Annotated in this window: 20 protein-coding genes, 5 tRNA genes and 1 pseudogene; 13 read left to right on the top strand and 13 right to left on the bottom strand. The window is 70.6% G+C overall.

The window, feature by feature from the left end:
• Positions 1 to 107: 107 nt before the first annotated feature.
• The 5 genes from O1G22_RS22130 to O1G22_RS22110 form a co-directional block, all read right to left on the bottom strand.
• Positions 108 to 1823 (bottom strand): relaxase/mobilization nuclease domain-containing protein, encoded by a 1716-nt coding sequence (locus O1G22_RS22130; RefSeq protein ID WP_270082913.1) that lies wholly within the window; start codon positions 1821 to 1823, stop codon positions 108 to 110.
• Positions 1820 to 2392, bottom strand: coding sequence for a plasmid mobilization relaxosome protein MobC (mobC, locus tag O1G22_RS22125; RefSeq protein ID WP_270082912.1), 573 nt, complete (start codon positions 2390 to 2392; stop codon positions 1820 to 1822). Before mobC ends, O1G22_RS22130 begins: the two co-directional genes overlap by 4 nt.
• A gap of 345 nt (positions 2393 to 2737) precedes the next feature.
• Positions 2738 to 3505 (bottom strand): DUF2637 domain-containing protein, encoded by a 768-nt coding sequence (locus O1G22_RS22120; protein ID WP_270082911.1) that lies wholly within the window; start codon positions 3503 to 3505, stop codon positions 2738 to 2740.
• Positions 3506 to 3991: 486 nt separating this feature from the next.
• Positions 3992 to 5254: a DUF3631 domain-containing protein gene (locus O1G22_RS22115; protein ID WP_270082910.1), complete on the bottom strand. Its 1263-nt coding sequence runs from the start codon at positions 5252 to 5254 to the stop codon at positions 3992 to 3994.
• 263 nt (positions 5255 to 5517) lie between these two features.
• Positions 5518 to 5757 (bottom strand): hypothetical protein, encoded by a 240-nt coding sequence (locus O1G22_RS22110; RefSeq protein WP_225099819.1) that lies wholly within the window; start codon positions 5755 to 5757, stop codon positions 5518 to 5520.
• A 96-nt stretch (positions 5758 to 5853) separates the two neighbouring features.
• Between O1G22_RS22110 and O1G22_RS22105 the strand changes: the two genes are divergently transcribed.
• The gene (locus tag O1G22_RS22105) at positions 5854 to 6540 is read left to right on the top strand and encodes a helix-turn-helix domain-containing protein (RefSeq protein ID WP_270082909.1); all 687 of its coding nucleotides are present in this window, start codon (positions 5854 to 5856) and stop codon (positions 6538 to 6540) included.
• Positions 6537 to 8120 (top strand): site-specific integrase, encoded by a 1584-nt coding sequence (locus O1G22_RS22100; RefSeq protein WP_270082908.1) that lies wholly within the window; start codon positions 6537 to 6539, stop codon positions 8118 to 8120. The genes O1G22_RS22105 and O1G22_RS22100 overlap by 4 nt, the downstream gene beginning before the upstream one ends.
• A 40-nt stretch (positions 8121 to 8160) precedes the next feature.
• On the opposite strand, the gene O1G22_RS22095 is transcribed toward O1G22_RS22100, so the two are convergent.
• Entirely contained in the window at positions 8161 to 8445 is a 285-nt protein-coding gene (locus O1G22_RS22095; RefSeq protein WP_225099822.1) for a hypothetical protein, read from the bottom strand.
• A gap of 244 nt (positions 8446 to 8689) precedes the next feature.
• Here O1G22_RS22095 and O1G22_RS22090 point away from each other — a divergent pair, with 244 nt between their 5' ends.
• A complete protein-coding gene (locus O1G22_RS22090; RefSeq protein WP_225099823.1) occupies positions 8690 to 9172 on the top strand; it encodes a DUF5994 family protein in 483 nt (160 codons plus the stop codon).
• Positions 9173 to 9196: 24 nt separating this feature from the next.
• Here O1G22_RS22090 and O1G22_RS22085 read toward each other — a convergent pair whose 3' ends face one another.
• The 6 genes from O1G22_RS22085 to O1G22_RS22060 form a co-directional block, all read right to left on the bottom strand.
• Positions 9197 to 10390: a PP2C family protein-serine/threonine phosphatase gene (locus O1G22_RS22085; RefSeq protein ID WP_270086490.1), complete on the bottom strand. Its 1194-nt coding sequence runs from the start codon at positions 10388 to 10390 to the stop codon at positions 9197 to 9199.
• A 77-nt stretch (positions 10391 to 10467) separates the two neighbouring features.
• The gene (locus O1G22_RS22080) at positions 10468 to 10908 is read right to left on the bottom strand and encodes a DUF5994 family protein (RefSeq protein ID WP_270082907.1); all 441 of its coding nucleotides are present in this window, start codon (positions 10906 to 10908) and stop codon (positions 10468 to 10470) included.
• A 956-nt stretch (positions 10909 to 11864) separates the two neighbouring features.
• A tRNA-Lys gene (locus tag O1G22_RS22075) sits at positions 11865 to 11937 on the bottom strand.
• 87 nt (positions 11938 to 12024) lie between these two features.
• Positions 12025 to 13539 carry an amino acid permease gene (locus O1G22_RS22070; RefSeq protein WP_270082906.1) on the bottom strand — a complete coding sequence of 505 codons (1515 nt, stop codon included), beginning with the start codon at positions 13537 to 13539 and terminating at the stop codon, positions 12025 to 12027.
• 115 nt (positions 13540 to 13654) lie between these two features.
• Positions 13655 to 15901, bottom strand: a complete 2247-nt coding sequence (locus tag O1G22_RS22065; RefSeq protein ID WP_270082905.1) for a DEAD/DEAH box helicase — start codon at positions 15899 to 15901, stop codon at positions 13655 to 13657.
• 232 nt (positions 15902 to 16133) lie between these two features.
• On the bottom strand, positions 16134 to 16664 hold the full coding sequence (locus O1G22_RS22060) for a hypothetical protein (protein WP_270082904.1): 531 nt from the start codon (positions 16662 to 16664) through the stop codon (positions 16134 to 16136).
• Between the two features lie 534 nt (positions 16665 to 17198).
• On the opposite strand from O1G22_RS22060, the gene O1G22_RS22055 reads away from it, so the two are divergent.
• Positions 17199 to 17549 (top strand): metallopeptidase family protein, encoded by a 351-nt coding sequence (locus O1G22_RS22055; RefSeq protein WP_270082903.1) that lies wholly within the window; start codon positions 17199 to 17201, stop codon positions 17547 to 17549.
• An 80-nt stretch (positions 17550 to 17629) separates the two neighbouring features.
• On the opposite strand, the pseudogene O1G22_RS22050 reads toward O1G22_RS22055, so the two are convergent.
• Positions 17630 to 17967: pseudogene (locus O1G22_RS22050) on the bottom strand (metallopeptidase family protein).
• Positions 17968 to 18063: 96 nt separating this feature from the next.
• Between O1G22_RS22050 and O1G22_RS22045 the strand changes: the two are divergent.
• The 9 genes from O1G22_RS22045 (at position 18064) to O1G22_RS22005 (ending at position 25891) form a co-directional block, all read left to right on the top strand.
• On the top strand, positions 18064 to 19707 hold the full coding sequence (locus tag O1G22_RS22045; protein ID WP_270082902.1) for a metallophosphoesterase family protein: 1644 nt from the start codon (positions 18064 to 18066) through the stop codon (positions 19705 to 19707).
• A gap of 80 nt (positions 19708 to 19787) precedes the next feature.
• Positions 19788 to 19860: transfer RNA gene (locus tag O1G22_RS22040), tRNA-Glu, on the top strand.
• 38 nt (positions 19861 to 19898) lie between these two features.
• Positions 19899 to 19973 (top strand) — tRNA-Asp (locus O1G22_RS22035).
• 24 nt (positions 19974 to 19997) lie between these two features.
• Positions 19998 to 20071, top strand: a tRNA-Phe gene (locus O1G22_RS22030).
• Between the two features lie 57 nt (positions 20072 to 20128).
• Positions 20129 to 20335, top strand: a complete 207-nt coding sequence (locus O1G22_RS22025; RefSeq protein WP_270082901.1) for a DivIVA domain-containing protein — start codon at positions 20129 to 20131, stop codon at positions 20333 to 20335.
• Positions 20332 to 20658, top strand: coding sequence for a hypothetical protein (locus O1G22_RS22020; RefSeq protein WP_270082900.1), 327 nt, complete (start codon positions 20332 to 20334; stop codon positions 20656 to 20658). Before O1G22_RS22025 ends, O1G22_RS22020 begins: the two co-directional genes overlap by 4 nt.
• Before the next feature lie 74 nt (positions 20659 to 20732).
• Positions 20733 to 21677 carry a TolB family protein gene (locus tag O1G22_RS22015; RefSeq protein WP_270082899.1) on the top strand — a complete coding sequence of 315 codons (945 nt, stop codon included), beginning with the start codon at positions 20733 to 20735 and terminating at the stop codon, positions 21675 to 21677.
• Positions 21678 to 21774: 97 nt separating this feature from the next.
• Positions 21775 to 25719 carry an ATP-dependent RNA helicase HrpA gene (gene hrpA, locus O1G22_RS22010; RefSeq protein WP_270082898.1) on the top strand — a complete coding sequence of 1315 codons (3945 nt, stop codon included), beginning with the start codon at positions 21775 to 21777 and terminating at the stop codon, positions 25717 to 25719.
• Positions 25720 to 25816: 97 nt separating this feature from the next.
• Positions 25817 to 25891, top strand: a tRNA-Asp gene (locus tag O1G22_RS22005).
• Positions 25892 to 26391 lie beyond the last annotated feature (500 nt).

The raw sequence follows: 26391 nt of genomic DNA, 5'->3' as shown, positions 1-26391 counted from the left end.
GGGGCGAGGGTCGTCAAGGGCCCGGGGTCGGTTCGGTGTGACGTTGGCTTGAACGCACCAACTCTCAGTCGCAGAAGCGCGGGTCGCACGGCGAAACCGCACGCCGCCTACCGGCGCTTTCGATGCTGCTGTTCGGCGAGGGTCACCACCACCACCGAGAGCTGGGGGCTCCCATTCTGCTGAGTGGGCGTCGAAGCTGCGATGGTCGAGCGCCGACGGGCGGCTTCGGCACGGCGGTTGGGAGCCGGGTTTCGGCCGGTGTGCTGGATGCGGGTGATCAGGACGCGGGCGGGCTGACGGGCGGAGGTCAGCTCGCGTTGGGCGGCGGCCTGCTTGAGGAGCTGGTGGGGTTGGTGACCACGGGCTTCGGCGTCGGCGAGGACGGTGGCGAGCGCGGGCCAGGCCGGGTCGGCGAGGATTCGTTCGGCGTGGTGGGGGATGGCTGCCCGTACGTCGTTCACAAGAACATGGCGGGCTTCCTCCCTGGGCGGTCGGGCTGCGAGATCGGTGAGCATCGGGGCGACGGCGCGATCTGCGGCTATCTGGAGGTGCTGGACGGCCTGGCGGGCAGCGTCGGCCTGGTGGGCGTGGTTCTTCGCTTCGTGCCAGCGCCGGGCGACGATGGTGGCCCAGACGAGAGCCGCGAGCAGGGCGGCCAGCGCGCTGCCGTCGGGGCCGGTGGCGGTGTGGACGATGTCGCGTGCCGCGCTGCGCAGGGCGTGGGCGGCGCGGTCTTCGGCGCGGATCTGGGAGCGCTGGGCTCGGGCGAACGCCTTGGAGGCGGCCTGGAGTTCGCCGCGCAGGTTGTCGGGGGCCTTCTGGGCGGTGGCTTCGAGCAGCTCGCCGAGGGCTGCGATGTGGGCCTGGGCGTGAGTGTCGTCGGCGAGGCCGGTGTGGAGGGTGTCGAGGGCGTCGGTGGCCTGCTGCCAGGGGGTGCTGGGGTGGTTGCGGCGGGCGGTGGGGTGTTCTTCGGGCCGGCCGGATTCGAGGCGGGCCTTGATCTTGGGCAGGGAGAGGTCGGGGGAGATTTTGCTTCCGGGGTGGTAGATCTGCTCGCCGGCCTCGTTGACGTCGCCGGGGCGGCCGGCGGCGTAGCCGAGGAGGTCTCCTGACGGGCCGCGCCGGGCCTTGACCTCGATGCCGCCAGCTTCAAGGTAGGCGATGAGTTCCTCGGCGTTGGTCACGTGGGGGATGGCGGCGCGGATGCGGTCCTGGAGCCACTCGGGGCTGGTCTGTTCCCAGCCGAGGCGTTCGGCCTTGTGCATCTCGCCCTGGGCAGGCCGGCGGGCGCCGGTGCGGTCACCCTTCTTCAGCTGGCGGAGCCCGTAGTCCTTCTCGATCTCGCGGCAGGTGTCGCCGACGCGCAGGCCGCTGTCGTGGAGTTTGGGGCGGCGGCCGTCCTCGCGGACGGTGGTGGCGAGGATGTGGATGTGGTCGTCGGCGTGGCGTACAGCGATCCAACGGCAGGCCAGGTCGTCGCCGACTTGGGCGATGCCGGCGGCCTCGATGATGCGCTGGGCGATGTCACCCCACTCGGCGTCGGAGAGGTAGCGGTCCTCGGGGGCGGCGCGGACGGGGCAGTGCCAGACGTGGTCGGTGACCTTCTTTCCGAACTCGTTGTTGCGCAGCCGCACGGGTTCGTCGAGGTAGCGGGCCAGTTCGGTGAGGGTGGCACTCTCATCGCGGCCGGGGTCGGGCATGCCGAGCATGGCGAACCCCGCCACGATGTGCGGGTCGAGGTGTTCGTCGTGGCGGCCGGGCCCGTAGAGGTAGGCGAGCAGGCCGCGGGTGCTGGACCCGGCCGGTTTGATGGCGGCAATCACGCGGGCAGTTCCTCTTTTTCCGGCTCGGCCGGCTCGGCGGGCTGGCGCAGGGCTTCGGCGATCAGCTCCAGCAGTTGCTGGAGTTCGGTCAGGTGCTGGCGGAGGTTGGGTGGGGTGTGGTCGCTGTTGAGGGCGCGTGCGATCTGGTTGACGTTGACGCCGATCCGGTCGAGCTGGCGCAGGACCTGGGCGCGAAAGTGGTGGGTGCGGCGGCGGTCCTCGGACAAGGGCAGGTTGGCGGTGAACCGTCCGGTGATGAAGGCCATGACCACGTCGGCGGCGAACCCGGAGTCGCCCTTGTAGCCGTGCTCGGCGGCTACGTCCTGGAGGCGGGCACGCTCCGCATCGAGGAAACGCAAGGGACCGACGCGTGCATCACGCTTTTCGCCGGTGAAGCGGCGGATCGTCGGCTGGACACTCTTCACGGAGGGCTCGCCGGCGGTGGCAGCGTCTTGACGTACGAGGCGGAGGATCTCGCGCTGGACGGCATGGAGTGTGTCCGGGTCGGGGCCGCCCTCGGCCACGGCCTCCTGGTCCTGCGCCCCCTGGCGCTGGGCCGTCTCCGCCACCCCCGGGGCGGAGATCCCCGAAGTCCGGCCTGGAGTCGGACTCGGGGTACTACTGGCTCCGCCGGGGGCACCCCGTCCGAACGCACGCCGCAGACGGTTCATCAGCGTAGGGGACTTCGTCAGCGGTATCGGCTCGTCGGGGGTGTCTTTGGGGTGGTGCGGATCGTGCGTCACGGGCGGTGCTCCGGGATGGGCGGGGAAGGCGGGCAATTCCGCAGGAGGGGGCGGCAGAGGGAGGCAGTCGCCGCCTCGTCCACAGATGTGGATAAGCGGGTGGCGAGTGAGACCGGTGGCCGACTGGCCGGGGTGACCGGAAGGGGTTCCGGTCACCCCGTGAGATTCCGGTCAGCCGCTGTCCGGACCGGTCTCGGCGGCGGCTTCGATTTCGGACCGGAGGGTGGTCATCACGTCGGTCTGCCGCTCGCTGCTGATCGTCAGGCCCTTGGCCTTGACGGCATTCCGGAGCAGTGACCGGGTGAGCGTGCCGTGCTCGGCGAGGGCCATCCGGCCGATCTCCACGAGTTCCTCGAGCGTGGCGCTGGGCGGACGGCCACCGCGCGGCCTGTTCTCGGCAACGGCGGTCGGTGGCACGGTCGGCTGGGCGGGCTCGGCCGGTGGCTCGGCGAGCGTGGCGGGGGCGGTGGCCGGTGGTTCTGGCACCGGAGCCGGTGCGGGTTCCGGATGGCCCGCAGGCTGGTCGACGAGCTGGTGGATCTGCCGCATCAGGACACCGAAGGCCAGCAGGGCTGCGGTCGGGGGGACCGCGGCGACCACGTAGTCGAGCAGCGGAACGGTGCCTGCGCTGCCGGTTCCGTTGACTCCGGCAACGTTGAGCGCGATGGAGCCGACCGATCCGGTGGCCGTCAGGGCGATCGCCCACCTGTCGGTCACCCTGCGCAGGCCCGCGCGGAGCATGAGCAGTTCGCCCGCGACGATGAAGGCGTCCAGGGTCGCCGGCCAGGCCCAGCGTCGGGTGGTGGAGCTGCGCAGCCCGTGCTGACCAGCGACCTCGGCGAGGTGTGCGTACGACAGCCAGAATCCGCTGATGGTGAGGGCGACGATGACGACTCCGGCCGCACCGAGCGTGTACCGCTCGATGTCCTTCTTGGTCATCGACAGCCGTCCTCCGTCGGGGCGGTGCCCCCGACGAGTGGGTGTCGTTGTGAGGGTGGGAAGGGTCAAGCGGGGGCTCCTGGGGTTTGGCGGTGTGATCCGTCTTGCCGTCTTGGCCGTTGCAAGCGCAGGTCAGGGCCGGTACGGCAGGGGCGTGGATGTGCCGTACCGGCGGCCGTTGGGCTCTTCCGCGTGTGCGGCGCGACCTGACGGCGGGCGGCCTGCCGGCGGCGTCTCGTCGTGTCCCCGGCCGGGCGGGACGGCACTGCCACGTTGTGCCGTCCCGCTCGGCGAGGCTGTGACCTGCGGTGATACGGCGAGGACGCGTGGGACGGCGCAAGACGGATCCGGGCTGCGTCCTCCCGGCGGCAGCGGTTCACCATGATCGTGTTGCCGTCTTGTCGCCGGTTGCCGTCTTGCCTGCAGCCTTTTGACCTGCGGGATCACGGCAGGTACGGCAGGGACGCCCACCGGGGGATGCGGGGGTCAGTCTGCGCTGGGGGTGGCAGGCTTGGTGTCCACTGGGTGGGCAGTGGGGCAGTAGCGCCGCCAGGGGTCGAGGAACTTGTTGCGCATGTAGCCCTTGCGCTGGGTTCCATCGGGGAGGCGAACGTTGCCGGGCCTGATATCGAACTCCCGGAGCATCGCTGCCAGGTCCTTGGCGTTCAGCCCATTGCGTCCCCACTCCGCCCAGGGGCTCTCGGCATCCTGCCGGAGCTGGTGGAGTAGTTCGTCCGTGGTAAGGCTGTCGGGCTCGCGCTGGGCTACGAACACCCTGCGGATGTCGGCGAGGATTCGGGCTCCCCCGGGCCGGTCCTCCTCTGCCTCGACCTCTGCGGCGACCATCCGTGCGCACGCTTCTCGGGCGCGACGGGGCCAGGATCCGGCGGCCAGGTCCGCGATGATGACCAACGGCTCCCAGGTGTCGGCGGCCCGGTCCTCCACCGGCATGTCCGGCTCCAGGTCCGCTGCCTCATCCAGCAGCGGCCTTGCCCATGCAGCGATCCGGTCGCGCAGGTCGTGCAGAGCGGGGATGTCGCGTCGGGAGCGGAAGGGCTTGACGCGCTCGCCCTCCGCCCGGCGGCGCATACGGATCACCACAGCCCGATCCATGATCGTGTCGGGCAGGTCACCGATCCCCGCCAGCGCCGCCATGGCGAAGGTGGCGAACCGGTGCGGGGTGTGGTCGTTGCCGACCACCCGCGTGACGTAGCGGTTGCGTTGGTGGCCGGCGTTGAGCACGCCGCGCATCTCCTCGTTCTTCTCTGCCATCTTCGGCGTGCCGAAGATGGTGTCCGCCTCGTCCACCAGGAGCGTGGGCGGCTCCTCGGTGATCGACCGGAAGACCGCAGCCGGTGTGGTGTTGATGGTGAGCATCGGTTCGTGGACCGTCTCGGTCAGCACGTCCAGCAGCCGCGACTTGCCACACCGCTTCGCCGGCCCCACCACCGCCAGCCGCGGCGCGTGCTGCCAGGCCGGCTGCAAGTGCGTCGCCGCCACCCACAGCGTCACCGCGTCCAGCGCCTCCGGCGAGGGCAGGATCACGAACTTCGCTATCTGCGCACGCAGTTCGTCCAGCAGCACCGAGCCGACGGTCGGCTCCGGATCCGGTGCCGGAGTCTCGACCGCATCGACCGGCGCAGTCGGCTCAGGTTCGCCCTGGTCGGGCTTGCCCGGCACCGCGACCGACGGCCATGCGGTGGCAGGGGATACGGGGGTGGAATAGGACGCGGGGTTCTCGGGTTGCACCAGGTGACTCCTCTTCTGCGCCGCCGGGCATGCAGGCCCAGCGGCGCGGATCGTTCGTTGGAGACGGGCGACGGGGATTCGAGAGCCTCCGGCGTTGCCGCGCCGGAGGTTCGCTGCGTTCAGACACTGAACACGCGCTGTGTCCCGAGTCGGGACACTCGCTCGGTCCTCCGAGGGAACACGGACAGTACGTCCACCCCCTGCAACAGTCCAGCGATTCTGTGTCAGCTCAACGCAGAACTGCCTACTACACTTCCGCCCCTTCACGCCGCCAGACCCAGCAGCTCCCACAAGTCCGCGGTCACCACCCGGTAGGCGTTGCCCAGGCGCAGCACCTTGCACGGGTAGGCGCCTCGCTTCGCCAGCTCATAGCCCTTGCTCCGGCCGAGCCCCAGCGCTCGATTGCTCGTGTCCAGGTCAACCGCCACCGGGAGGGCGAGTACCTCCTCCCGACTCATCCCCTTCGAGCCCTTCGAGTCTCCGGCCATCGCGTCATCGCGCATGCAGTGCACCCCTTTCCATGCAGCCCTCGGCGAACGCAGTCATCACGTCCGGCTCCAGGCGTCTACCAACCAGGATGGCCAAGCTAATGTGTCTTTATGACACAACGCGGCTTCGATGATGGAAGTGACGAGGACGACGTCCCCGAGTGGGCGGACCGGATCAAGGCCAACGTCGCCGGCGAAGTCCGGCGCAGAAGGAAGGAGATGGGGTGGAGCGCACAGGACCTGGCGGACCGGTGCGAACAGCTCGGACATCCCATCCCGCGCAACGTGATCGCCAACATGGAGTCCGGCCGCCGGGCCAACCTTCCCCTCGTGGACGTGATGGCCCTGGCCGCCGCCCTGGAGACGTACCCGGTCTGCCTGATCTTCCCGGTCGGCTACGTCGAGCAGACCCAGGAACTGCCGTTCCAGCACCTCGTGCCCACCTGGGACGCCCTGCGCCGCTTCACCGGTGAGGAGGAGGTGCCCGGCTACGACGCGGGCCTGGTCCCGGACTTCGAGCTTCACGCCGGCCTCGTCCGCACCGCTCTGGCCGCGCTCGAAGAGGAAGGACGGGCTCGGTTCGCGGCCAAGACGGCCACCAGCCGCGCCGAGCGGGAAGAGGCCGAGCGCCAGCGGGCCAATTACGCCGACCAGGCCATCTCGGCGAAGTACAGGCTCCGTTACCTCCGTCGCGACCTCCGCCAGGAGGGGGCCACCCCACCTGACCTGCCACCCGCGCTGGGCGATGTCGACCAGCCAGAACCCGATACCGAGGCCACCCCGGAGGAACGCCTTTGAAGGGCTCCACCTACCGCCGCTGCTCCTGCCGCGACCCGAAGACCGGTAAGGAACTCGGCTTCTCCTGCCCGAAGCGCAGGAGCCGCAAGCACGGTTACTACTCCATACGCCAGGAGCTGCCGCCCCGCGAGGACGGCACCCGTCGCTCCTTCAGCCGCGCCGGCTACGAGTCCCTCAAGGACGCCCAGTCGGAACTCGACCACGTCCGCTCCCTGCTGGCCCTCGCGGACAAGGACGACCCCGACAGCCTCCAGCGCCTCGCCGCCATGCTGGCGGAGGTCGCGGCCGAGAAGGCCCCACTGCCGGCCATCGAGGAGACCCAACGCCGTCTGCGTGCGGGCCTGGCCCTCCGTGGCAGCCTCACCGTCGGCGAGTGGCTCGACCAGTGGTTCGCCGCGAAGAAGCGCCGCAAGACCACGCTGAACGGTTACGCCTCCCACATCCGCGTCCACCTGAAGCCGCGCATCGGCCACGTGCGCCTCGACCGGCTCAACGTCGGCCACCTGGTGGAGATGTTCGACGCGATCGCCGACGAGAACGAGGTGATCGCGGCCGAGAACGAGGCCCGCCGCGAGCAGATCGCCCGCTGCAAGCCGAGCAAACCCGGGCGACCCGTAGGGGCCGAGCGAAAGCTGCTCGCGGCCGAGCGGGCCAAGCTGGCGGAGATGAAGCCGTTCCGAAAGATCACCGGCCCGGCCACCCGGCAGGCGATCCGCCGCACCCTGCGCGCGGCGCTGAATTCCGCGATCGCCCAGCAGCTCATCACCTTCAACGCGGCCTCCCACGTCGAGCTGGAGTCCGGCAGGCGCCCCAAGCCCCTCCTCTGGACCGAGGAGCGGGTCCGACGCTGGCGCGAGACGGGCGAGATCCCCGGCGCGGTCATGGTCTGGACCCCGCAGCAGTTCGGCGCCTTCCTGGACGCCGCCGAGGGTGACCGGCTGTACGCGATCTTCCACCTGATGGGCACCCGCGGCCTCCGTCGCGGCGAGGCGGTCGGCCAGGACTGGCACGAGATCGACCTCGGCGCCGGCCTCATCACTCCGGCCAAGGAGATCGTGGTCGACGGCTGGGACCCCTACGAGTCCGAGCCGAAGACAGACGGCAGCGCGAACACGATCGCGCTCGACAGCATGAACATCGCCGTGCTGCGCGACCACAAGGCCCGCCAGGACAAGGAGCGTGCGGACTGGGGCGGCGCCTGGCAGGACACGGGCAAGGTCTTCACGAAGGAGGACGGCTCCTGGCTCCACCCCGAGACGGTGTCGGAGACCTTCCGCCGTATCCTCGCCACGACCGACCTGCCCCCCATCACCCTGCGGGACCTGCGCCACGTGGCCGCGACGCTCACGCACGGAGGCGGCGGCGACATCCACACGGTGAAGGAGACCCTCCGGCACTCCACCATCACGCTGACCTCGGACACGTACACGAGCCTGCTCCCGGAGCTCGACCGCGAAATCGCTGAGAAGGCAGCGAAGCTGATCCCGCGGTCTCGTCCGGCAGCCGCCGAACCGTCCGCCCCGGCAGCGTTCGATCCGCAGGCCACCGGCACATCCGCCCAGGCATCACACGGGGATTGAAGTCCCGGCCCGAAAGGCAGCGACCGGGCGTGGAGCCGTGTCACTCACTCGGCCTGGGATCACCCCACTCCTCTTCCTCCTCCATGTAACGGATGCCCTCATGGGACAGTGAGACGGTGGCGGGCGTCTTGTGCGACGTCCACTCGACGGTGATCAGGCCCTCGTCGGCCAGGTAGGCGCAGGCTGCGGACAGGTCGTCGTCGGGCAGCCGGAGCACCTCGCGCAGTGCCGCCCCGCTGACCTCAGGTCGGTTGCGTTCCATGGCTCCGTAGAGTTGCCGGAGGACGGCCTTGCGGTAGGTCTTGCGTTCACGGAGTGTCGTCATGGCTGGCGCTCTCAGGCTGGTATCCGAGGCTGCTGATGCCGACAGGCAGTCGGCCTTGCGGCCTCGCTCACAGCCTCCGCCGCCCGGGTGCCCCGCCGCGCAGCCCCTCATGCGGCTTCCCCTCGCTGTATGCGGGCGTCCCGGCGATTCCCGGCGACGCCGATGCTCGCGGTGATGGGGAGTAGCGTGGTCAGAAGCGAGGCGGATCCCGTGTTCGCACCGGATCCCGGACAGGTGGTCCTCCATGACCGGCTCCGACACATCCCCTGGTTCCAGGCACCTGCCGAGCGGTGTGCACCATGCCGTGCGGCCGGGGAGTGCACTGCTCCGGCTGGAGACGACGGCATCGCGCGAAGGCGTCCTCGACGGGGCGTGGTGGCCACGGTCGCGCGACATCGGTGCCGAGCTGCCCGCGCTGCTGAGCGCCCTCACCGAGCACCTGGGCCCCCTGACCCGCGTCGGGCTGGATGCCACGGCCTGGGACGGGCTCCCGACCCGGATCGTCGTCGGCGACCACGTGGTACACGTGGACTCCTTCCCGGTGGGTGACGACACGGTCCTGATCACCCGGGGCGACCGGGACCTCTTCTCGCTGCTGGTGGTCCCACCGGACACGCCGCCCGAGGCCGCCCGCGCGGCGATGGCACAGGCCGTCCTGGCCGGCAACGTCAGTGAGGCGGAGCAGATCCTCATCGACACGGGAAGCGGGCAGAGGCCGTCCGGCTGACCCCTGTCGTGGCCGGTGGTGCGGTCAGCCGCGCCACTCCACGAGGAGCAGCGTCGCGTCGTCCGTCGTGTGTCCGCCCCGCGCCCGCTTGAGGGTGTGCGACAGGGAGCGCGCCACCGCCCGGACCCCGCGACCGGTCCTCTCCAGCCGGTTCACCCAGTCGATCAGCTGGTCCTCCCCAAACTGCTCTTCACCAACCGCGTGTTCCTCGATCAGCCCGTCGGTGAAGCAGAGGACGCGGTCTCCGCGCTCCAAGCCCAGCTCGGTGACCTCCGGCGCCGGCCCGCCCATGCCGACCGGGAGGGTCGTGGGGGCAACCAGCCGACGCGCGACGCGGTGATCGCGCACGAGTATCGGTGGCGGGTGTCCCGCATTGACCAGGTGCACCCGCCCCGTGGTCGTGTCCAGCCGCATCATCTGGGCGGTGACGAAATGGTCCGGGCCGAACTGGTGTGCCACGGCTGCGTCCATGGCGGCGTAGATCTCCGACAGGCCGGTACCGAGGCGGCGGGCGTGACGGTAGGCGCCGATGGCCACGGTGGCCATGGTGGCCGCTCCCAGGCCGTGCCCCATCGCGTCGATCATGGCCACGTGGAGGATGTCACCGTTGAGCGCGTAGTCGAAGCTGTCCCCCGCCACGTCGTAGGCGGGCTCCAGGATCCCGGCCACGGCGACCCGCGGCATGACCATGGCCAGAGGCGGCAGCAGGGACCACTGGATCTCGGCGGCGACGCTCATCGGCTCACCGCGGCGGGTGGAGAAGAACAGGTCGGAGTAGCCGTGCTTGGTCACCAGCAGGTCGGCAACCAGGCCGGAGAGCCTGGCCAGCAGCCGCCGGTCGTCGTCATCGACCCGGTCCAGCGTCACGGCCATGACGCCCACCTGGTCGCCGCCGTCCAGCAGCGGCAGGTGGACCCGTACGCCGTCGTCCTCGGGCATCTCGACGGGCTGGGCATCGAGAAAGCACCGGCCCGCGATGGAAGCGTCGATGTCCTGCGGATCCCCGCCCGTGAGGCCCTCACCGCGCAGAGGTACGAGCAGCAACTGGCCGTAGTCCTGGAGCAGCACCTGCGGACGGCGGCCGCCGAGCCGCTCCACCACGTCGGCGACCAGCGGTCCGATGAGGTGGGGCGGGAGCTCGTGCGCCCGGTCGAGAACCGCCCCCAGAAGCGCTTCCCCGAAGCTCTCGGAGCGGTCCGTGCCCGGTTCGGCCGTCATCAGCTCACCCACCGTGATCCACACGGACACCGGCGGCGGGGTCGACCGGCGAAAGGACTACCCGTCCCATCACTCCATCATGGGCCGTGCTGTTCCCCTGCGCCCTCCCGGCCGAAGCCGTCCTCGACATGTGCCAAGGTGCGCTGAGCCGACAGCGGATTCCACGGATCGGCGGCGGCGGTCAGCAGGCGTTCGGCGGTTCCGGCCGGCTCGTCGGGCGGGACGACCAGCAGCTCCCAGCGCCCCAGGGTGCCGCAGTCCAGGGTGATGGCATGCTCCTCGGCGGCGGCGTCGCTCAGGACGACCTCGATCACGTGGTCCGGCGCCGACACGGTCAGTGGCGCGTCAGGCCAGGCCGCAGCGCCCACCGTGACGCGGGTGACCGTGCCACGGCCGGGGTCGAGCGAGCCCACGAGCGCGGGCAGCTCCAGTTCCAGGGCGTCGCAACGCGGCCACCACGCTCCGTCCAGCGGGCCGTGGCTGGCCTCCGGCGTGAGCCTCAGCCGTGCCAGCGGCATCCTGTACGTGTGCGCGTCACTCGGCGGCCGGTCTCCTGCGGGCGGTGTGGGGGAGTCCATCGTGCGATCCCGTCCGGGCGGCCTGGAGCTGCCCTCGTTCGCCACTCGCCGGGAACGGCGCTGTCCTGATCATGCGCCCGACATGCTCTCGGTGTCTTCAAGGCTACGCCCGGCCTGGACGGGCGGCCTGAGGCGCTGGAAGCGACGGCCCGCTTCCCCGGAACAGGGTCAACACGCAAGGAGCACCCCGACCGGGCAGCCCGACCATCTCCCCGTGGTTCCGCCAGCCCCACGAGTCGTAGGCGGCTTGTCCGGCCCGGTCGGCCGGAATCAGCGAGGCCACTCCGAGCTCGGTGCGCTCATCGGCCAGCAGACGCTGTTGCAGACGGCGGCCGATGTCGCGGCGCTGTGGGTGCTGGTGCGCCACGACCTGGGTGAGGAGCAGGAACCGGGCACAGCCGGTGAGCCGTTGGACGCTCTCCTGCAACCCCTGCTCGGACCGGCTGACGGGACTCACCGGAAACCCGAAGACGCACCCCACCAACACCGTCTCCGCACCGCCGCTCGGACGGCCCGGGGTTCGTCTCTCGCCGAGGACGACCCGGCAGGACGGCCGGAGTGCGTGATGCCCTCGGTATCTCCACCGTACGCCGCCGGCCGACTCGACCCGCAGCACCGGACGGGCTCACCCGTAAGGCCCGTAAGGAGCGCACCGCCTGCCGAGGCTCATGGAGACATCCGGGGCAGACGGCCCACTCGTGGGGCACACTGCCGTACCTCACGCCCGCCGGGTATCCGCTGAGGGCGGTCTCACACAAAACCGCCGCAGGTGGCCGCGCTTCCCGCTCACGCATCGCTCACGCAGGAGCCCGGAAACGAAGCAGCGTCCGAGCCAGCTGACGCCGGCTCGGACGCTGCATAGCAGGTCAGGGGCCATATCCCCCGCCTACCAGCCGTAGGCCCTGTGGGACTCGAACCCACAACCAATGGATTAAAAGTCCACTGCTCTGCCAATTGAGCTAAGGGCCCAGGCGATGTTGCCTGTCCGAGCATAGCCGGACGCGGCCGTGTCTCCGATCGGGTATTGCCGGACCGGCCGCGTCACGGGGAAGTGTGTCACTTTTCGACCAGGTTGGGAGCGGCGGCCCGGTCCTCGGTGAGAAACCAGTGGCGGGCCGAGGCGAGCCACCAGGCCGCCGCGAAGCCCAGGACGGCGAGGACGGCGACGGGGGCGTAGTTGAACGTCTTCCAGGTGACCGGGGAGACCTGCGGGAGCATGAAGAGGATCGTGATCGTCAGCACCCACCCCACCGAGACGACTCCGATCGGCCCCGACCAGCGGCCCAGGTGCCACGGCCCGCGGGCGAAGGCGGCACCCTTGCGAACGCGGAGGAAGGTCGGGATGACGTACGCGATGTACAGGCCGATCACCGCGATCGACGTCACCGCCGCGTACGCCGTCGAGTTGATCAGGTAGGGCAGGCCGAGGACGAGGGCGCCGAGCGCGGCCAGCCAGACCGCCGCCACGGGGGTGCGGGTGCGCGGGCTGACCGTGTGCCAGACGCGCGAGAAGGGCAGCGCGCCGTCACGCGAGAAGGCGTAGATCATGCGGCTGTTGGCGGTCACCGAGGCCATCCCGCAGAAGAGCTGGGCCCCGATGACGACCAGGAGCAGCAGCTTGCCCGTCGTCGCGCCCAGCGCGTCCAGGAGGATCTGGGCGGGAGGCGCGCCCGTGGGGGACGCCAGCTCCTTGTCGTACGACTGGATCGCGAACGTGAAGCCCAGCAGGAGGACGAAGCCGGCGATCCAGGACGTCCAGATCGAGCGGACGATGCCCTTCGGGCCGGCCGTCGCCGCGTCGTGGGTCTCCTCCGTCATGTGCGCGGAGGCGTCGTAGCCGGTGAAGGTGTACTGGGCCATCAGCAGGCCCAGCAGGACGACGTACGGGCCGCTGCCCCAGCCCGTCTCGTTGACGAACTTCGTGAACACGAACGACGCCGACTGGTGGTGGTCCGGGACGAGGGCGAGCGCGCCGACGATCACGGCGACGCCGAGCACGTGCCACCACACGCTCACGTCGTTCAGGAAGGCGACGATCCGCACGCCGAAGGTGTTCAGCAGGCCGTGCAGGACGAGGATCGCGGCGAAGAGCAGGACCGTGCGGCCCGGGGTCACGTTGAAGTCGAACTGGAGGTCCAGGTACGCGCCGAGGAAGGAGGCCGCGCCGAAGTCGACGCCCGCGGTCACCGCGACCTGGCCCAGCACGTTGAACCAGCCCGTGAACCACGCCCAGGCCGCCGCCGAGCGCGGCGGTGCGAGGCGGTGGGCCCAGAAGTACAGGCCCGCCGAGGTCGGGTACGCCGAGCAGATCTCGGCCATCGACAGGCCCACGAACAGCGTCATCAAGCCGACCGCGACCCAGCCCCAGGTGATCACCGCGGGGCCACCGGTGGTCATGCCGAAGAGGTACAGCGTCAGACAGCCCGACAGCACCGAGATGATCGTGAAGGAGACGGCGTAGTTCGAGAACGCCGACATCCGGCGGGCGAGGACCTGGGTGTAGCCGAGCTGGGCCAGCCGTTCCTCGTCCGTGAGGCCCTGCGGTCCGCTCACTCTCGCGTCATCTGTCATGCCCCCAGCGATTCCCTCGCCGAGGGCATGACATGCGTCACTCGGTGGCAACGGATGGCCAAAAAGGGCCCGTACGACGTCGTGGTCGTACGGGCCCTTCTCAGGTCACTCGGCGTCAGCCGTTGCGCTTCCAGCGCGGCTTGTCCTCGCGGCGGCCGAACGAGCCGGTGCCGCGGTGGTCGTCACGACGGCCGAAGGGGCGGTCGTGGCCGCCGGAGCGGAAGCCCGGGCGGTCGTCGCGGCGGTCGCGGTTGAACGGACGGTCGCTGCCCCGGTGCCCGTGGCCACCGCGCTCGTCCCGGCGGAAGCCGCCACGGTCGTCACGGCGCTCGAAGGAACGGCCACCGCGGTCGCCCCCACGGTCACGGTCGAAGCCCCGGTCACGGTCACGGTCGAAGCTCCGGTCACGGTCGCGGTCGCGGTCGAAGGAACGACGGTCGTCGCGGCGCTCGAAGCCACGGCCGCCACGGTCGTCACGGCGGTCGCGGTTGAACGGACGGTCGCCGCCCCGGTCGCGGTCGAACGGACGGCGGTCGTCACGGCGGTCGTCGCGGCGCTCGAAGCCACGGCCACCACGGTCGTCACGACGGTCGTCGCGGCGCTCGAAGCCACCCCGGTCCTCGCGGCGCTCGAAGGTACGGCCACCACGGTCACCGCCCCGGTCACGGTCCCGGTCGAAGGGGCGACGGTCCTCACGGCGCTCGAAGCCGCCCCGCTCGCCGCGCTCACCACGGTCGCGGTCGAAGCCCCGCCGCTCCCGGCGCTCGTACGGCGCCGAAGCCGCCGGACGCTCGTCGCGCTCGGCCCGCTCGGCCTGCTGCGCGGCGGCGGCTGCGGCCTTGGCCTCGGCCACCGCCAGCTCCTCCGCGGCCGTCGCCTGGGCCTCGGCCACCGCGGCCTCGGGGTCCTCGCCGCGCTCGCGGGCGACCCGGGCGACCAGCCGGTCGGACTCCTCGCGCAGCTCGGCCGCGCGGCGCTGGGCACGCTCCAGCTGCTTGGTGAGCTGGGCGACCTCGCGCTCGGCCTGCTGGGCGGCGTTGTTCGCGGACTCGGCCTGGACCTCGGTCATGGAGCGGGCGCCGGTGATCTCGGCGACCTCCGGGTCGAAGGCGCCGGCCCCCTGGATGATGTGGCGCGCGGCGTCGACGCCGGCGTCCTCCATCAGGCGGAAGATCTGGCGCCGCTGGTGCGGCAGGGACAGCGAGACGACCGTACCGGTGCGCCCGGCGCGGGCCGTACGGCCGGCGCGGTGCAGGTAGTCCTTGTGGTCGCCGGCCGGGTCCACGTTCAGGACCAGGTCGATGCCGTCGACGTGGATGCCTCGGGCGGCGACGTCGGTGGCGACCAGGACGTTGACGTAGCCGTCCTTGAAGTCGGCCAGGGTGCGGGTACGGGCGCCCTGGGTCATGCCGCCGTGCAGCGCGTCGGCCTTCACGCCGGCCTCGCGCAGCTGCTCGGCGACGCGGTCGGCGCCCAGCTGGGTGCGGACGAAGATGATCGTGCGGCCCTTGCGGGAGGCGATCGCGGCGGTGACCGGCGCCTTGTCCTTGGGCTTCACGATGAGGATGTGGTGCGACATGGTCGTCACCGCGCCCTGGGCCGCGTCCACCTCGTGCGAGACGGGGCTGTTCAGGTAGCGGTCGACGAGGGTCTGGATCTCGTTCTCCATCGTGGCGGAGAAGAGCATGCGCTGGCCGCCCGCCGGGACCTGGTCGAGCAGCTCGGTGACCTCGGGCAGGAAGCCCAGGTCGGACATCTGGTCGGCCTCGTCCAGGACGGCGATCTGCACGTCCTCCAGGGAGCAGGCGCCACGGTTGATGATGTCGCGCAGCCGGCCGGGCGTGGCGACGAGGATGTCGACGCCGCGCTCCAGGGCGTAGATCTGGTTGCCCATGGAGGTGCCGCCGCAGACGACCTTCATCTTCAGGCCGAGGACGTCGCCGTACGGCTGGAGGGCGTCGGCGACCTGCATGGCCAGCTCGCGGGTCGGGGTGAGGATGACCGCGCGGGGCTTGTGCTTCTGGGTGCGGCCGCCGGCCAGCGTGGCCAGGGTCGGCAGACCGAAGGAGAGGGTCTTGCCGGAGCCGGTGCGGCCGCGGCCGAGGATGTCCTTGCCGGTCAGGGCGTCCGGGATGGTCGCGGCCTGGATCGGGAAGGGGGTCGTCACGCCGTTCTGTGCGAGCTTGCGCACGATGCCCTCGGGCAGGCCGAGGTCGGCGAAGGTGATCTGGGGGGACTGGGGGGTGGTGTCAGCGGCCTCTGCGGCCTCGGTGACCTCGGTCGTCGCGTCGACGATTTCCTGGTCGAGCTCGGCGAGCTCGTTCTCGGACACGACGAACTGGTCAGTACTGGACACGGACATGCGAATGCGAAACCTTCCGGAGTCTCTTCGGCACGCGCCCGTCAACTCCGTGATTCGCTCACGACCGCCTCAATGCGGTCCGCCACGGCAAAGGAGAGTACGCGCCACACGGCGCGCTCTGTGGTGGCGCCGGGCAAATGGGATCAAACGATCTGCCACCATACGCACCCAACACCCCTGAAGGCAAACCGAGCCTCATCGCCGCAGGTCGGCGCCGGTTCGGCTCGGCCGCTCACGCCGGTGCACCCGCCTCAGGGGCCGGCTCGCGCTGGACCAGCTGGGGTCCCGTGCCCTCGTGCGCCGAGGAGGACGGCTCGGGCGTCGGGGACTCCGAGGGGGGCGGGGGCGGCGGGGTGGAGGCCGGGGGTGCGGGCGGCTCGGAGGTGGCCGGCGGGGTGGACGGGGCCGCGGTCGGCGGCGGGCCCCCGGGGTCGGGGGTCTGCTGCGGCTTACCGGGCTTGCCGGGCCGGACGGGGGGCGCGGACGCGCTGCCCGCGGCGGACGGGGCCGCCGACGCACTGGGCGACTCGCCGGGCTTCGCCTTGCCGCCGTTGCCGTGCTTGCCGTCGCCCGCGGAGCCGCCGTGCTGCCGGCCGCCGACGCTGTCCACCGGGCCGCCGTCCGGCGCCTCGCCGCCGTGCCGGTCCGCCGAGTGGGAGGGCCGGGCCCGGCCGGCGTCGTCACCCACGTTCACACAGCCGGCCGCCGTGGCGACGGCCAGCACGGTGACGGCGAGCCGGACGGGTACGTACAAGGGGCGCACGGCGGCCACCTCCGAGGGCAAGGAAGAGAGTCAACCTCCCCAACTCCCCCCGCCCGCAAGAGGACACGCGCCCCGCCCGCATCGGCGCCCCGCCCGCATCGGCGCCCAGCCGTCGCGCATCCGCGCCCAGCCGTCGCGCATCCGCGCCCGGCGGCGCACGCGCTCGCCGCTCAGCCGTAGCCGAGCGTGTGCAGCCGGGCGTCGTCGATGCCGAAGTGATGAGTAAGCCATCCCCCTTGGACCCTGTGGAACTACGGGGACATCTGCGGGTACTGCACTGATCAGCGTGCGGTGTGGTGCACTGCGGAGGGTCCGACAGCTCCGACTGTCCCGTCTGCTGTCGGACCGGGCAGGTTCCCTGACCCCGCTTGCTCAAGGGGCATCCATGAGAAGTGGAGCCCCCGCCAGCCCCGGCTCGCTGAGGGTGGCGAATCAAAACTCAGCGAGCCGGCTGCTCTGTGCACACGCCCCCGTGGCACGCGGGCGGGGCATTTGCGTACCCGGATTCAGTCGGCCGTCCCCGACAATGGCCATGTGCTGGAGATGACCCGCGAAGCGTTCGAAGAACTCGTCAGCCAGGCCCTGGACCAGATCCCGCCGGACCTGACCCGGGTCATGGACAACGTGGCTGTCTTCGTGGAGGACGAGCCGACCGCCGACGACCCGGAGCTGCTCGGCCTCTACGAGGGGACACCGCTCACGGAGCGTGGCGAGTGGTACGCGGGAGTGCTGCCGGACCGGATCACGATCTACATGGGCCCCACGTTGCGCTTCTGCGAGACACCGGAGGACGTGGTCCACGAGGTGGCCGTGACCGTCATCCATGAGGTGGCTCACCACTTCGGCATCGAGGACGCACGGCTCCACGAACTGGGCTGGGGCTGACGCCCCGCCGCCCGGAACACCCTCCCCGCCGGGCATGCCCGCGTCGCCTCGCACGGCGGTGATAACAAGCCCTGCGGCCATCACCCGATCGACTGAAGCGTCCTCGAAAAGATGTACAACGGGGTACCGTGCACCACCGTCACCTCGGTCTCCACGACCACGTCCTCGCGGGTCTCGCACATCCTGAGCGTCGGACCCCGGTAGACGGTGATCCGGTCCGGCAGCACGCCCGCGTGCCACTCGCGCCGGTCGGTCAGCGGGGTGCCCTCGTACAGGCCGAGCAGCTCGGGGTCGTAGGTGGGGGCTCGTCCTCCACGAACACCGCCACGTTGTCCATGAGCCGCGTCAGCTCCGGCGGGATCCGGTCGAGCGCCTCGGCGACCAGCTCCTCGAACTCCTGACGCGTCATCTCCGGCACAGGGTCATTGTCCGGTACGACGGCTTCGTACGAGCGGCTCGTACGACTGCGGTGCGGCGCCGCATATCCGCGTCCGTACGTGGGCATACGGGACCAATGGTCCGCGTCCCCGTCGCCGCCCGCCGCACGGTCGCAGCCCTGCGCACGCTGACGAACCGCGTACGCCTGCGCCCCATCCGTACCCTCCGCACCCCGGCACGCCCCACCGGCGGAAGGCCCCGCACCCTCCGCACCCCGGAAGCCGGCGCCCGCCGAAGGCCCCGCGCGCTCCCCGCCCCGGAAGCCGGCGCCCGCCCCTGGCTGAGCGCTCTCGGGCTCACGGCCGTCGTCCTCGTCGGCGCCTGGCTGGGCCTGCTGATCGTCGGGAACGTACGGACCCCGGTCGGCCCGATGAACACGACGATGGCGCTGCGCCCCTCCCTCACCGGCGGCACGAAGATCAACATCTCGCCGCTGGGCGCGCTCACCCTGGACAGCCATGAGGCCCCGGTCCGCCTGGACGTCGACGTCGACCAGCTCGACCCGGTGCGCTCCCAGGCCCTGGTCGACCACCCCGAGCGGCTCTCCGGCCTGCAGAACGAGGTGGCCCGGGACGTCGAGCACGGCACGCTGGACCTGGCGGTGCGCTCCTGCGTCGCGGTCGTCGTGGGCGCCACCACCCTCGGCCTCGCCGTCTACCGCCGCCCGCGCCGGGCCCTCGCGGCCGGCGGACTGGCCCTGGCGCTGCTCGCCGCCTCGGGCGCGTCGGCGTACGCCACCTGGAACCCGAAGTCGGTGCTGGAGCCGAAGTACTCGGGGCTGCTGTCGTCGGCGCCGTCCGTGGTCGGCAACGCGCGCAGCATCGTCACCGAGTTCGACGTCTACCAGAAGGAGCTGGCCCGTCTGGTGACGAATGTGACGAAGCTCTACGACGTCACCTCCACGCTCCCGGCCTACCAGCCGGACCCCTCCACCATCCGGGTCCTGCACGTGTCGGACATCCATCTCAACCCGGCGAGCTGGAAGATCATCGCCTCGCTGGTGGAGCAGTACAAGGTGAACGTGATCGTCGACTCCGGCGACACCATGGACCACGGGATAGCGGCCGAGAACGGCTTCCTGGACCCGGTCAGGGGCCTGGGCGTGCCGTACGTGTGGGTGCGCGGCAACCACGATTCGCGGATCACCCAGCGCTATCTGGAGCGGATGAAGAACGTACACGTCCTGGACGACGGCCGGGCGCAGACGGTCGCGGGCCTGCGGTTCGCGGGCATCGGGGATCCGCAGTTCACCCCCGACCGTTCGGCGGTGCCGGGCGGCGACGCGGCCGAGCAGCTGGCCGGCGACCGGCTGGCCAGTGCCCTGCGCGATCAGAAGGCCCGGCACACCCCGGTGGACGTCGCCGTCGCCCACGAACCGGCCGCGGCGCGCGAGACGGACGGCGAGGTGCCGCTGGTGCTCTGCGGCCATCTGCACCACGAGGGGGACGAGATCCTGCCCTACGGCACCCGGCTCCGCATGGAGGGCTCCACGGGCGGAAGCGGGCTGCGCGCGGTGGAGGGCAAGTACCCCGCCCCGATCGAGGCCTCGATCCTCTACTTCGACCGGGACAGCCGCCGCCTCCAGGCCTGGGACGCGATCAGGCTGGGCGGGCTGGGCGAGACGACGGCCGAGGTCAGCCGCCATCTGGCCACCCCGGTCAAGCCCGGCGCCGCCCCCACCCCGCCCACTTCTCCCTCGGCTTCCGCCCCCTCGCCGTAAACCGTTTTGGCGATACCCCTCGCCATCCCATATGCTTCTCACGTCCCCGACGCGCTGAGAAGCGCCCAGGCGGGCCGATAGCCCTCATCGTCTAGCGGCCTAGGACGCCGCCCTTTCAAGGCGGTAGCACGGGTTCGAATCCCGTTGGGGGCACGCAAAACCGTGTGCGACACTGTTGCACGCACAAGCTTGGTCCTGTGGAGCAGTTTGGAGTGCTCGCCACCCTGTCAAGGTGGAGGCCGCGGGTTCAAATCCCGTCAGGACCGCTGGTGTTTCACGTGAAACACCGTGGCTGGGTAGCTCAGTTGGTACGAGCGATCGCCTGAAAAGCGATAGGTCGCCGGTTCGACCCCGGCCCCAGCCACAACCAGAAGGCCCCGTTCGATGAACGGGGCCTTCGTCGTAGCGGGGGAGGGCAGGCATGGCGGACGACTTCCAGGGTTTCCAGGGTTTCGACATCGCTCGGCGCGGTTACGACCGTGCCCAGGTGGACGCCTATCTGACCCGGCTGACCGCAGGTACGGCACCCGAGACACCGCCGGTCTTCGACATCGTCCGGCGCGGGTACGACCGCGCTCAGGTGGACGCACGGGTCGCACAGCTGCTGCACAGGGGGACGGGGAGATGAACCAGGACCAGGCCGCCGCCGTGACAGCGGACACCCAGCTGGAGAAGACCCGGGCGCGGTACGGGCTGCTCGCGGTCATCGCCAGCAATCTCGCGATCGTCATCGTCGCGATCATCGGCGTGTGGCGGCTCGACGGGGACAAGTCCGTGATCGTCGGCATCCTCACCGCCGCGTTCACCGCCGTGAGCAGCATGACCACCGCCTACCTGGGCATCAAGGCCGTCTCCAACACCGCCAAGTCGCTCGCCCTGGGACCCGCCGCAGGCCGTGCCGCCGGTTCCGCGGCCCCCTCGGGTGGGACGGGGCCCGCCTCCGGCGCGTGACGTTTCCCGGTCAGCGCGCGCTCCTGCACCGGGGGCCGGGCACGCCGGTCCCGGTTTCCAGGGAGGGAACTCACGTGCGTTTCAGACACGGGGTGTTGACCGTCACGCTGGCGATCGCGACCGCACTGCCGCTGGCCGGCACCGCCGTGGCGGACGGAAGCCACGGCCCGGGCCTGCTCACCGCCACCGACTACAGCACGGGCACCCCGAACATGGTCGCCCTCAATCCCGTCGCCGGAACCGTCACCACCGTCTACGCCCAGGGCGCCACGGACGGCGTCGTGTCCCCCGACGGCTCCCAGGTGGCGTACATCCACCCCGAAAGCACCTGCATCCCCCAGCCGGAGGGGGGCTGCGCCTACGCCCAGGACCTGATGGTCGCCGGAGCCGACGGCAGCAATCCGCACGTCCTGGTCGCGGGCATCCAGCCCGAGACGAACAACGCGCCATACGTCGCCCACCCCCACTGGTCGCCCGACGGACAGCGGATCGTCTTCGACAGCCCGCGCGGCCTGGAGTGGGTGAACACCGACGGCACCGGCGAGCAGACGCTCGCCGTCGGCATGCGCGGCACCTTCTCGCCCGACGGCCGCTCCCTCGCCTTCCTGCAGACCACCGAGTACCAGGCCGCGGACGGCTCCTGGCAGTACGGCACCGACGTCTACGTCATGGACACCACCACCCTGGAAGCACGCGAGCTCACCACGAGCCACGACGTGTGGGCATCGCCCGCCGACTGGTCCCCGGACGGCACCCGGCTCGCCTACACGACCCAGTACGGCGTGCACTCCGTCGACGTGGCCACCGGTGCGGTCACCGACCTGAACAGCGGCTGGACGACCCCGCTGTCCTCCGACCAGAACGCCGTCTACTCCCCCGACGGCACGAAGATCGCCTTCGAGGGCCACGACGACTTCACCGGCGACAACGCCACCTACGTGATGAACGCCACCGACGGCAGCGGCCTGCAGCGGCTCACCGACCGCCCGGTGCTGCTCACCGACTGGCGCACGGAGTAGCGGCCGGCACCCACGGCCGGACGGGGGGCGGGGTGGTGAGCCGCGCGCGCAAAAGCGTTCGCCACTCATTTCCCCGAGGTGAGATCCTGGACCGCGTATGTCTACGCATCCCGCCCCCGCCCTCGGCACCCTCGCCCCCCGTCTGACCGAGCTGTCGCTGCGTGACGCGCACCGGCTCGGTCGGCGGCTTGAGGGCGCGCGCAAGATCCGTAAGCCGGAGGCCCGCGCCGCCGTCCTCGCCGAGATCGAGGCCGAGGTCGGCAAGGCCGAGGCCCGCATGGCCGAACGGCGCGTCCGCGTGCCCGCCGTGTCGTACCCCGAGCAGCTGCCCGTCAGCCAGAAGAAGGCCGAGATCGCCGAGGCCATCCGCGATCACCAGGTCGTCATCGTCGCGGGTGAGACCGGGTCCGGCAAGACCACGCAGATCCCGAAGATCTGTATGGAGCTGGGCCGGGGCGTGCGCGGCATGATCGGGCACACGCAGCCCCGCCGTATCGCCGCCCGGACCGTCGCCGAGCGGGTGGCGGAGGAGCTGCGGACGCCGCTCGGCGAGGCCGTCGGCTGGAAGGTCCGCTTCACCGACCAGGTGAACCCGGACGCCACGTTCATCAAGCTGATGACGGACGGCATCCTGCTCGCCGAGATCCAGACCGACCGCGAGCTGCGCGCCTACGACACGATCATCATCGACGAGGCCCACGAGCGGTCCCTCAACATCGACTTCCTGCTCGGCTATCTGGCCCAGCTGCTGCCGAAGCGGCCGGACCTGAAGGTCGTCATCACCTCCGCGACCATCGACCCCGAGCGCTTCTCCCGGCACTTCGGGGACGCGCCGATCATCGAGGTCAGCGGCCGGACGTATCCGGTGGAGGTGCGCTACCGGCCCCTCCTCGAAGAGGACGCCGAGGACGCCGACCGGGACCAGATCACCGCGATCTGCGACGCGGTCGAGGAACTCCAGGCCGAGGGCCAGGGCGACATCCTCGTCTTCCTCTCCGGTGAGCGGGAGATCCGGGACACCGCCGACGCACTGGAGAAGAAGAGGTACAGGTTCACCGAGATCCTGCCCCTCTACGCCCGGCTGTCGCACGCCGAGCAGCACCGGGTCTTCCAGCCGCACACCGGACGCAGGATCGTTCTGGCGACGAACGTCGCCGAGACGTCCCTCACGGTCCCCGGCATCAAGTACGTCATCGACCCCGGCTTCGCCCGGATCAGCCGCTACAGCCACCGCACCAAGGTCCAGCGGCTGCCCATCGAGCCGGTCTCGCAGGCCAGCGCCAACCAGCGCAAGGGCCGCTGCGGCCGTACGTCCGACGGCATCTGCATCCGCCTCTACAGCGAGGACGACTTCCTCGCCCGCCCGGAGTTCACGGACGCGGAGATCCTCCGTACGAACCTGGCCTCCGTCATCCTCCAGATGACCGCGGCCGGCCTCGGCGAGATCGAGAAGTTCCCCTTCATCGACCCGCCGGACCACCGCAACATCCGCGACGGCGTGCAGCTGCTGCAGGAGCTGGGCGCGCTGGACCCGGCGCAGAAGGACCCGCGCAAGCGGCTCACCGACACCGGCCGCAAGCTGGCCCAGCTGCCGGTCGACCCGCGGCTGGCCCGCATGGTCCTGGAGGCCGACAAGAACGGCTGTGTCCGCGAGGTCATGGTCATCGCCGCCGCGCTGTCCATCCAGGACCCGCGCGAACGCCCGGCCGACAAGCAGACCCAGGCCGACCAGCAGCACGCCCGCTTCAAGGACGAGACCAGCGACTTCCTCGCCTACCTCAACCTGTGGCGGTACGTCCGCGAGCAGCAGAGGGAGCGGGGTTCGTCGTCCTTCCGGCGGATGTGCAAGCAGGAGTACCTGAACTTCCTGCGCATCCGCGAATGGCAGGACATCTACCTCCAGCTGCGCACGGTCGCCAAGCAGATGGGCATCCACCTCGCCGAGGAGGACGCCCCCAGCGACCGCATCCACATCTCCCTCCTCTCCGGCCTCCTCTCCCACATCGGGATGAAGGACGTGAAGGACGGCAACAAGAACGAGTACCTGGGCGCCCGCAACGCCAAGTTCGCGATCTTCCCGGGCTCGGCGCTGTTCAAGAAGCAGCCGAAGTTCGTGATGTCGGCCGAGCTGGTGGAGACCTCGCGGCTGTGGGCGCGGGTCAACGCCAAGATCGAGCCGGAGTGGGTCGAGCCGCTCGCCGAGCACCTCCTGAAGCGGACGTACAGCGAACCGCACTGGGAGAAGGACCAGGCGGCCGTGATGGCGTACGAGAAGGTCACGCTGTACGGCGTCCCGATCGTCGCCCAGCGGAAGGTGAACTACGGCCGGATCGACCCCGGGACGAGCCGCGAGCTGTTCATCCGCAACGCGCTGGTCGAGGGCGACTGGCGCACGCACCACAAGTTCTTCGCCGACAACCGCAGGCTCCTCAGCGAGGTCGAGGAGCTGGAGCACCGGGCGCGGCGCCGGGACATCGTGGTCGACGACGACACGCTCTTCGACTTCTACGACCAGCGCGTCCCCGACCATGTGGTGTCGGGCGCCCACTTCGACTCCTGGTGGAAGCGGAAGCGGCACGAGCAGCCCGACTTCCTGGACTTCGAGCGGGAGATGCTCATCCGGGAGTCGGCGGAGGCGGTCACCAAGGCCGACTATCCGGACTCCTGGCGGCAGGGTCAGCTGAAGTTCCGGGTGACGTACCAGTTCGAGCCGGGCGCGGACGCGGACGGCGTGACGGTCCACATCCCGCTCCAGGTGCTCAACCAGGTCACGGACGAGGGCTTCGACTGGCAGATCCCGGGCCTGCGCGAGGAGGTGGTCACGGAGCTGATCCGCTCCCTCCCCAAGCCCGTCCGCCGTCACTACGTCCCCGCGCCGAACTACGCGAAGGCGTTCCTGGAGAAGGCGGTGCCCCTGCAGGAGCCGCTGCCGGTGACGATGGCGCGCGAGCTGAAGCGGATGGTCGGTGTCCCCTTCGAGGCGGAGGACTTCGACTGGTCGAAGGTCCCCGACCACCTCAAGATCACCTTCCGGATCGTGGACGAACGGCGGCGGAAGCTGGCCGAGGACAAGGATCTGGAGGCGCTGAAGCTCAGGCTGAAGCCGAAGGCCAGGCAGGCCCTGTCCCAGGCGGCCGCGGCGACCGCGTCCCGCGAGGGCGGGGAGTCGCTGGAGCGCAAGGGGCTGACCGACTGGACGATCGGCGCGCTGACGCGCGTCTTCGAGACGCGGCGGGCCGGCCAGCCGGTGAAGGCGTACCCGGCGCTGGTGGACGACGGCGACACGGTCTCGGTCCGGCTCTTCGACACGGAGGCCGAGCAGGCGGAAGCCATGTGGCAGGGCACCCGGCGGCTGATCCTGCGCAACATCCCGGTGAACCCGGCGAAGTTCGCGTCCGAGAAGCTGACCAATGCCCAGAAGCTGGCGCTCTCGGCGAATCCGCACGGCTCCGTCCAGGCGTTGTTCGACGACTGCGCGATGGCGGCGGCCGACAAGCTGATCGCGGACTTCGGCGGGCCGGTGTGGGACGAGGAGTCGTACCGGAAGCTGTACGACAAGGTCCGCGCCGAGATCGTGGACACGACGGTCCGTACGGTCGCCCAGGTGCAGCAGGTGCTGGCCGCCTGGCAGGCCTGTGAACGCCGTCTGAAGGCCACCCGCAGCCCCGCGCTGCTGGCGAACCTGACGGACGTCCGGGGGCAGTTGGACGCCCTCGTGAAGCCCGGCTTCGTGACGTGGGCCGGCATACGCCGCCTGCCCGACCTGATGCGCTACCTGGTGGCGGCGGACCGCAGGCTCCAGCAGATGCCGACGAACGTCCAGCGGGACACCACACGCATGGAGAAGGTCCACGAGATGCGGGACGAGTACGCCTGGCTCCTGGAACAGCTCCCGAAGGGCCGTCCGGTCCCCCAGGCGGTCCTGGACATCCGCTGGATGATCGAGGAGCTGAGGGTCAGCTACTTCGCCCACGCCCTCGGCACGGCCTACCCCGTCTCCGACAAGCGGATCGTGAAGGCGATCGACGCCGCTGTGCCGTAATCACGCGTGCACAGGGGGTGAGTTCGACCAGGCGGCCCCACCTCCTGTACAGTCTCATCTCGCAGCGCAACGCACCAAGCCAAGCGCCGCGAAACCTGGTCCTGTGGAGCAGTTTGGAGTGCTCGCCACCCTGTCAAGGTGGAGGCCGCGGGTTCAAATCCCGTCAGGACCGCATCGAAAGTGAGGCCCGCACCCCGCAAGGGGAGCGGGCCTCATCGCGTGCACCACACCACCGCCCCCACCACCCCCTCAAGACGGAGGCCGCGCCCGCGGCGCAGCCGCAATCAGACACGGCAAATCCCGTCAGGACCGCACCGAGACTGAGGCCCGCACCCCGCAAGGGAAGCGGGCCTCATCGCATGCACCACACCACCGCCCCCACCACCCCCTCAAGACGGAGGCCGCGCCCGCGGCGGAGCCGGATGCTGGGCACTTCGGCATTCCGTTTCGCCCAGCCCCCGTGAAGGCCCTCCCGATGTGGCCACTGGAGCGCCCCCTTTGCCGTCGGCGGCCCCGAAAGAGCCCTCCCCCCTTCCAGGCCTCCTCTCGGCCCCCTCCAGGCCCCCCTGGGGTCCCTCGGCCCCACCGCCCTGCCCCAGACCCCCCGGTTCCCTTGACGGCGTCACATTCGGTCGGTAGGCAGAAGGCAGGGCCTGCTTTCGCCGGGTCTCT

This window comes from Streptomyces camelliae (genome assembly GCF_027625935.1).
GTDB classification, from domain to species: Bacteria; Actinomycetota; Actinomycetes; order Streptomycetales; family Streptomycetaceae; genus Streptomyces; species Streptomyces camelliae.
The sequence above is the reverse complement of the archived record's forward strand: the minus strand, read 5'-3'. Positions and strand labels throughout refer to the sequence as shown.